Source organism: Mesorhizobium sp. WSM4837 (genome assembly GCF_055811435.1).
The window spans coordinates 100,435-107,984 of the sequence record NZ_JBVVQE010000021.1; the positions used below are offsets into that span (position 1 = coordinate 100,435).

The window sequence follows — 7,550 nt, forward strand, 5'->3', positions numbered from 1 at the left end:
CACGAGCCGCGATGCACATCCTCACCACCACATCCGCCTCGCTCGACGATCTTGCCGAGCCTGTCGATCTCAGGCAGACGCCTGCGGATGTCGTGGCGCTGTCCTTCACCGACAGCGATCTGGCCGGGCTGGCGGCGGCGTGGCAGGCGGACGCGGATCGCCTGCCGTCGATGCGGTTGGCCGCCTTGCGCGATCTGCGCCATCCGATGTCTGTCGATCTGTGGATCGACAGCGTCGCCCGGCACGCCAGGGTTGTTCTGGTTCGCATCCTCGGCGGTTACGACTGGTGGCGCTACGGCTGCGATCAGCTCGCCTCGACCGCCCGCGCGCACGGCATAAAACTGGCGCTGCTGCCCGGCGAATGCCGCGACGAGGATTTGCGTCTGATCGAAGGCTCGACGCTGCCGCGCCAGGAGCTCGACGGCCTGCTCGGCTATTTTCGCGAAGGCGGCCCGGAGAATATGACGGCGCTGGTGCAGAGGCTGGCAAGTCTCGCCGGATCAGATGTGGCGGTCGCTGAACCTGTCAGCGTGCCAAAAGCCGGCTACTATCAACCGGGACTGGGGGACGTCGTGCCCATTCTCTTCTACCGCTCGATGCTGCTCGCCGCCGACGTCGCGCCGATCGACGCATTGTTTGAAGCGCTGCGGCAGCGCGGCATGGCCCCCGTGCCGATCTTCGTCTCCAGCCTCAAGGACCCGGCCTCGCTCGCCTTTGTCGAAATCGCGCTTGCCACGCTACACCCTGCCGCCATCATCACCGCGACCGCGTTCGCCTCGTGTGCTGAGCCCGGCGTCGAAACCCCGTTCGACCGCGCCGGCGTTCCTGTCTTCCAGGTCATCGTCGCGACGACACGCCGCGATATCTGGCAAGACAATCAGCGCGGCCTGGCGCCCGCCGACCTCGCCATGCATATCGTCCTGCCGGAACTCGACGGCCGCATTCTCGCCGGCGCCGTTTCCTTCAAGGGCGAAAGCGAGGTCGATCCCGCATTGGCTTTCCGCGCCTTCGCAAACCGGCCGGAGCCGGACCGCGTCGCCCAGGTGGCGAACCGTGTCGAGGCGTTCGTGCGCCTGCAGCGCACGCCGCGCGAAAAGCGCAAGCTCGCCATCCTGATCCCCGACTATCCGAGCGCCCCCGGCCGCACCGGCTACGCCGTCGGCCTCGACGTGCCGTCCAGCGTGCTGGCGATGCTGCACGACCTGAGCGAACAGGGCTATGTCGTTGAAGGGATTCCGCAAACGCCGCGTGCATTGCTGGAGATGCTGGAGCGTGGTGGTGGAGGGTTGAGGTTGGAGGATTATCTGACCTTGTCGAAGGAATTGCCGCCGGCGGCCATCGCTGCGGTAGAGGCCGCGTGGGGGAATGCGGCAGATGAGACAGGTTGGTGCGAGGCGCCCCCCTCTGTCCTGCCGGACATCTCCCCCTCAAGGGGGGAGATCGGCAGTTCCGCCGACGGCTCTTTCTTAACATCCTCGGTAATTGGCGAAAGCAGCGACGACAGCGCAATCTCTCCCCTTGAGGGGGAGATGTCCGGCAGGACAAAGGGGGGTGTTCAAGCGCCTACCACCGCAAATTTCCCCTTCCGCGCCGCGACCTTCGGCAACATCACCGTAGCACTCGCCCCCGACCGCGGGCGTTCCACGAACCGCCGCGCCGACTACCACGACCCGACGCTGCCGCCGCGCCATGCGCTGATCGCCTTTGGCCTGTGGCTGCGCAAGGCGCTCGATGTCCATGCCCTCGTCCATGTCGGCGCCCATGGCACGCTGGAATGGCTGCCCGGCAAGACAGTGGCGCTTAGCGAATCCTGTTTTCCCGAGATCGTCACCGGGCCCCTGCCCGTCGTCTATCCCTTCATCGTCTCCAACCCGGGAGAGGCAGCGCAGGCCAAGCGGCGCATTGCCGCCGTCACCCTCGGCCATCTGCCGCCGCCTTTGACCGGCGCCGGTCTGGACGAGAACCAGCAGCAGCTCGAGCGGCTGGTCGACGAATATGCCCAGGCCGACGGGCTCGACCGCCGCCGCCGCGACCGCCTGGCGAGGCTGATTGTCGAAACCGCTAAAAAGACCGGGCTCGCCTACGAGGCCGGCGTCGCCGGAACCGACGCGCCCGACGAAGCGCTGCGCCGCATCGACGCCTGGCTCTGCGACCTCAAGGACTTCGCCATCAAGGACGGGCTGCACATCTACGGCCGCTCAGCCGAGGGCGAGGCCGATCAGCTGCGCCAGCAAAGTGCGGCGGCCGAGAAATCAGCATTGATCGCGGCCCTCGACGGCCGCCATGTCGCTGCCGGTCCTGCCGGCGCGCCGGCGCGTGGCCGGCGCGATGTCCTACCGACTGGCCGCAACCTGTTCACATCGGATCCACGCACCATGCCGACGCCGACATCCTTCGATCTCGGCAGGGCGGCGTCCGACGAGGTCTTGCGCACCTACATGCAATCGCATGGCGACTGGCCGCGCTCGCTGGTCATCGACCTCTGGGGCTCGGCCTCGCTGCGCACCGGCGGCGAAGAGATCGCGCAAGGCCTGGCGCTGATGGGTTGCCGGCCGCAATGGGACGGCGCCACCGGCCGCGTCACCGGCATCGAGGTGCTGCCGCCGGCCACCCTTGGCCGCCCGCGCGTCGATGTCACCTGGCGCATTTCAGGCCTGTTCCGCGACATGTTCCCGACCCAGATCGCCCTGATCGATGCGGCCGCCGACGCCGTCGCCGCCCGCGACGAGGACGCGACGGAAAACCCGCTCGCCGCAAAAACCCGCGCCGATGGCAAGGTCAGCCCGCGCATTTTCGGCACCTCGCCCGGTACCTACGGCGCCGGTGTCGAGGCGTTGCTGTCGAGCGGCGACTGGGCCAAGCGCGAAGAAATCGGTCGCGCCTATCTCGACGCCACCTCGCATGCCTATGGCGGCGCCGGGGGCGAAGCGATTTCAGCGCCCGGCGCCTTCGAGGATCGTATCGCCGAGGCCGACCTTCTCGTCCATACCGGAGACGACCCCGGCCGCGACATTTTGGAAGGCTCTGCCGATGTCGCTTTCATCGGTGGTTTTTCGGCGGCGCTTGCAGCGCTTGGCAAGAACGCCGACGTCATCGTCCTCGACACCACGGATCCGCAAAAGCCGAAGCCGCGCTCGCTTGGAGAAGCCGTATCTCGGGTGGTTCGCGCCCGCGCCGTCAACCCGCGCTTCATTGCCGGCCAGATGCGGCACGGACCGCGCGGCGCTTCGGAATTCGCCGAGACGGTCGACCGTCTCGTCGGTTTCACCGAGACCACCCATGCCATACCGGGCACGCTGATCGAGGCCGTGCACGACGCCTATCTCGGCGATCCCGAGGTGCGCGCCTTCATCCTGCGCGAAAACCCGGCGGCCGCGAAAATCATCGCCGAGCGTTTTTTGTCGGCGCGCCGGCGCGGTCTCTGGCACCCGCTGCGCAATTCTGTCGACGACGACCTCGCCGCCCTGATCGCCGAAGCCCGCGCGCTGGGCGTGGCGGCATGAACGCCTTCTCCCGACGCGGCGCCTGCCCCGCCTTGTCCGCGCCGATGCAGACCGGCGACGGGCTTCTGGTGCGGCTCAACCCGGTCGCTGGAGGACTCTTGCCGAAATCCTTGATCGGGCTCGGTGAAGCCGCATCGCGGCATGGCAACGGCATCATGGAGGTGACCGCGCGTGGCAGCCTGCAGATCCGCGGCCTGACGCCGGCCAGCGCCCGGCTGCTGGCAATGGAAGTCGACGCGCTCGGCATCGCAGTGCGCACCGGCGTGCCGGTCGAGACCGGACCGCTGGCGGCGCTGGATCCGCAGGAGATCGCCGACCCGCGCCCGTTGGCGGAGCGCATTCGTGCGGCAATTGCTGAAGCTGGGCTGGCACAGCGCCTTGGCCCGAAGGTTTCGGTGATCGTCGACGGCGGTGGACAGTTGGCTATGGATGTGGTGACAGCCGATGTGCGGCTGGCTGCGGTGCGGGTTGACGCCGGAACGCAGTGGCGGGTGGTTGTCGCTGGCGACAGTCAGACTGCAACGCTACTCGTTATGGTCGAGGAAGATGCTGCCCGCGATATCGCCGTCGCAATTCTGAGGATGATTGCCGAAAAAGGCCGCGAAGCCCATGCAAGGGATTTGTCGCGGCGGCAGCTAAGATCTCTCGCAAGTTGGCGCGTCTTACCCCCCTCTATCCTGCCGGATATCTCCCCCTCAAGGGGGGAGATCGGCGGTTTCGTCGTTGGCTCTTCCTCAGCAGCGTCGGAGATTGGCGAAAACAGAGATCAGAGCGCAATCTCCCCCCTTGAGGGGGAGATGTCCGGCAGGACAGAGGGGGGCACCGTGGAGCGCCTTCCTGTGCCGGCTCGCTTCCCCATTGGAATTTTCGATCTGACAGATGGCATCGCCCTCGGCATCGGCCTGCCCTTCGGCAGCATGCCGGCGGAGAAGATCATCGCACTCACCCAATACGCCCTCACCCTTGGCGCGGCCGAAATTCGCCTTGCCCCTGGCCGCGCGCTGCTTTTCATCGGCCTCTCCCCGACCGCCTGCCGCTCGCTCCAGCAGGCCGCCACCACCCTCGGCTTCGTCACCGACGCAGCCGATCCGCGCACCAGGATCGCCGCTTGCCCCGGTGCGCCGGCCTGCGCCTCCGGCCGGATCGCGACGCGCGACATCGCCGAGACCATCGCCGCAGAAAACCGCGACCTTCTCGATGCCTCCGTCACCCTCCATATTTCCGGCTGCGCCAAGGGCTGTGCCCATCCCGGCCGGGCGGCGCTGACACTGGTCGGCGGCGAAAACGGGGCCGGACTTGTCGTGGACGGGACGGCGAAGGCCCTTCCCGCCGGATACAGGCCAGGCTATGACGCCGCGCGCGGCGTTGGCCGCATTGCCGCAGCGATCCGCGAAGAACGATTTCGAGGTGAGACCACCGCCGCCTGCCTGACAAGGCTTGGCGCGGCCGGTGTCACCGAACTCTACCGACAGGATTGAACATGCCCGCCCCCTACGACTACATCCATGACGGCACGGCGATCTATGAGCGCTCCTTCGCCATCATTCGCGCCGAGGCCGACCTGTCGCGGTTTTCCGATGCCGAAGCCGATGTTGCCATCCGCATGATCCATGCCTGCGGCCAGGTCGAGGCCGCGCAGAACTTTGTTTTTTCGCAAGCTTTTGTTGCCGCCGCCCGCGCGGCACTGGCGGCCGGCGCGCCGATCTTCTGCGACGCCGAGATGGTCTCGCACGGCATCACCCGCGCCCGGTTGCCGACCGCCAACGAGGTGATCTGCACGCTGCGCGACCCGCGGACGTCCGACATAGCGAAAAGGATCGGCAACACCCGTTCGGCCGCAGCCATTGACCTGTGGGGCGAGCGCATAGCCGGTTCGGTCGTCGCCATCGGCAACGCGCCGACCGCACTTTTCTACCTGCTGGAGAGACTGCGCGACGGTGCGCCGAAACCGGCTGTCATCATCGGCATGCCAGTCGGTTTCGTCGGTGCTGCCGAATCGAAGGACGCGCTAGCCGAGAATTCCTACGGCGTTCCTTACGCCATCGTGCGCGGCAGGCTGGGCGGCAGCGCCATGACCGCCGCCGCGCTCAACGCATTGGCGAGGCCGGGCCTGTGAACGCGATTGTAAAAGGCAGGCTTGTCGGCGTCGGCACCGGTCCCGGCGACCCCGAGCTGCTGACGCTCAAGGCCGTGCGCGCGCTGGCCGAGGCCGACGTGGTGGCGCATTTCGCCAAGCGCGGCAACAACAGCAACGCGCGCGCCATCGTCGGCGCGCATTTTCGTCCTGATTTGATCGAGTTGCCGCTGCTCTATCCCGTCACCACCGAAATCGACAAGGATCACAGCGATTATCGGTCGCAGATAGCGGATTTCTACGAGGAGTCGGCCGAAAAGGTCGCCGAGCATCTCAGCGCCGGCAGGATGGTCGCGGTGCTCTCGGAAGGCGACCCGCTGTTCTACGGCTCCTACATGCACCTGCATGTCAGGCTGGCGCACCGCTTTCCAACAGAGGTCATTCCCGGCGTCACTGCCATGTCCGGCTGCTGGTCGGCCACCGGAACGCCGATCGTCCAGGGCGACGATGTATTGACCGTGCTGCCGGGCACGATGAGCGAATTCGAGCTGACCCGCCGCCTCGCCGACACCGATGCTGCCGTCATCATGAAGGTTGGCCGCAACCTGCCCAAGATCAGGCGCGCGCTGGAGGCGACCGACAAGCTGGCGCGTGCCGTCTATGTCGAGCGCGGCACCATGCCGGGCGGCGTTTCGATGCGGCTGGCCGACAAGCAGGACCACAACGCGCCCTACTTCGCCATCGTGCTGGTCGCCGGCTGGTCAGGCCGGGCCGCCGCATTGGGAGCCGAAACATGAGCGGCCGCCTGACCGTTATCGGCCTTGGGCCCGGCAATGCCGACCAGGTGACGCCGGAAGCGAGCCGCGCCGTCGCCGAGGCAAGATTCTTCTTCGGCTACAAACCGTATCTCGACCGGCTCGACCTGCGCCCGGACCAGACCCGCGTCGCCTCCGACAATCGCGAGGAGCTGTCCCGCGCCAAGGACGCGCTGGCAATGGCTGCGCAGGGCCACAATGTCGCCGTTGTCTCGGGCGGCGACCCCGGCGTCTTTGCCATGGCGGCAGCCGTCTGCGAGGCGATCGAGGCCGGCCCGGCCGAATGGCGTGCCGTTGACGTTTCGATGCTGCCCGGCATCACCGCAATGCTCGCGGTCGCGGCCCGCATCGGCGCGCCGCTCGGCCATGATTTCTGCGCCATCTCGTTGTCAGACAATCTAAAACCATGGGATCTCATCGAATTGCGGCTGCTGGCTGCGGCCGGCGCCGGCTTCGTCATCGCGCTCTACAATCCGATCAGCAAGGTGCGCCCCTGGCAGCTTGGCCGCGCCTTCGAATGCCTGACTGCGATCCTGCCGGGCACCACACCGGTCGTCTTCGGCCGTGCCGCCGGCCGTCCCGACGAGCGCATCGAGATTTTTCTGCTGGCGGCCGCCGACGCGGAAAAGGCCGACATGGCGACCTGCATCATCATCGGCTCGCCGGAAACCAGGATCATCAAGCGCGGCGAAAGACCGGCGCTGGTCTACACGCCGCGTTCGGCGGCGGGCCCAAGAAAATGATCGACCATCGCGGCAAGGGCTTCGACGGTTTCAGCCGACGCAACGTCCGGCAGCGTCGGCCTGCGGATCATGACCACCTCGACGCCGAGCGCCCGCGCTGCGGCGATCTTGCCGTAGGTCGCCTCGCCGCCGCTGTTCTTGGACACGACGATATCGATGCGGTGTTCCAGAAGCAGTGCGCGTTCGTCGGCTTCCCGGAACGGCCCGCGCGCCAGGAGATAGGTCGCGTCGGGCACAGCGAGCCTTGGCTCGACCGGATCGACGCTGCGGATGAGATAATGATGCTGGGGCGGCGCCGCCCAGGCGGCGGCCCCCGGCCCGCCCCCCGGCCAGGGGGGCCCCCGGGGGGTGGGCTTTTTTTGCGCGCAGACCCCGCCCGCGCCCGCCCCCCCCCCCCCCCCCCAATAGATGGGAA

The 7,550-nt window shown here is 67.4% G+C and carries 6 protein-coding genes; 5 read left to right on the top strand and 1 reads right to left on the bottom strand.

All coding sequences use genetic code 11. From position 1 onward, the window contains the following. Positions 1–11 precede the first annotated feature (11 nt). From AC0L3D_RS15000 to AC0L3D_RS15020, 5 genes are read left to right on the top strand one after another with little or no spacing between them, the layout of a single operon-like run. A complete protein-coding gene (locus AC0L3D_RS15000; RefSeq protein ID WP_473644786.1) occupies positions 12–3,503 on the top strand; it encodes a cobaltochelatase subunit CobN in 3,492 nt (1,163 codons plus the stop codon). Continuing rightward, positions 3,500–4,981 (top strand): precorrin-3B synthase, encoded by a 1,482-nt coding sequence (cobG, locus tag AC0L3D_RS15005; RefSeq protein WP_473644788.1) that lies wholly within the window; start codon positions 3,500–3,502, stop codon positions 4,979–4,981. Before AC0L3D_RS15000 ends, cobG begins: the two co-directional genes overlap by 4 nt. A gap of 2 nt (positions 4,982–4,983) precedes the next feature. Further along, positions 4,984–5,619, top strand: a complete 636-nt coding sequence (locus tag AC0L3D_RS15010) for a precorrin-8X methylmutase (protein ID WP_473644790.1) — start codon at positions 4,984–4,986, stop codon at positions 5,617–5,619. Beyond that, complete coding sequence (locus AC0L3D_RS15015; RefSeq protein ID WP_023798843.1) at positions 5,616–6,374, top strand: precorrin-2 C(20)-methyltransferase; 759 nt, start codon at positions 5,616–5,618, stop codon at positions 6,372–6,374. The genes AC0L3D_RS15010 and AC0L3D_RS15015 overlap by 4 nt, the downstream gene beginning before the upstream one ends. After that, complete coding sequence (locus AC0L3D_RS15020; RefSeq protein WP_473644792.1) at positions 6,371–7,135, top strand: precorrin-3B C(17)-methyltransferase; 765 nt, start codon at positions 6,371–6,373, stop codon at positions 7,133–7,135. Before AC0L3D_RS15015 ends, AC0L3D_RS15020 begins: the two co-directional genes overlap by 4 nt. On the opposite strand, the gene AC0L3D_RS15025 is transcribed toward AC0L3D_RS15020, so the two are convergent. Next, positions 7,099–7,550 (bottom strand): precorrin-6A/cobalt-precorrin-6A reductase (locus AC0L3D_RS15025; protein ID WP_473644794.1); only part of this gene is annotated, 452 nt, incomplete at its 5' end. The two genes, AC0L3D_RS15020 and AC0L3D_RS15025, sit on opposite strands and share 37 nt — an antisense overlap.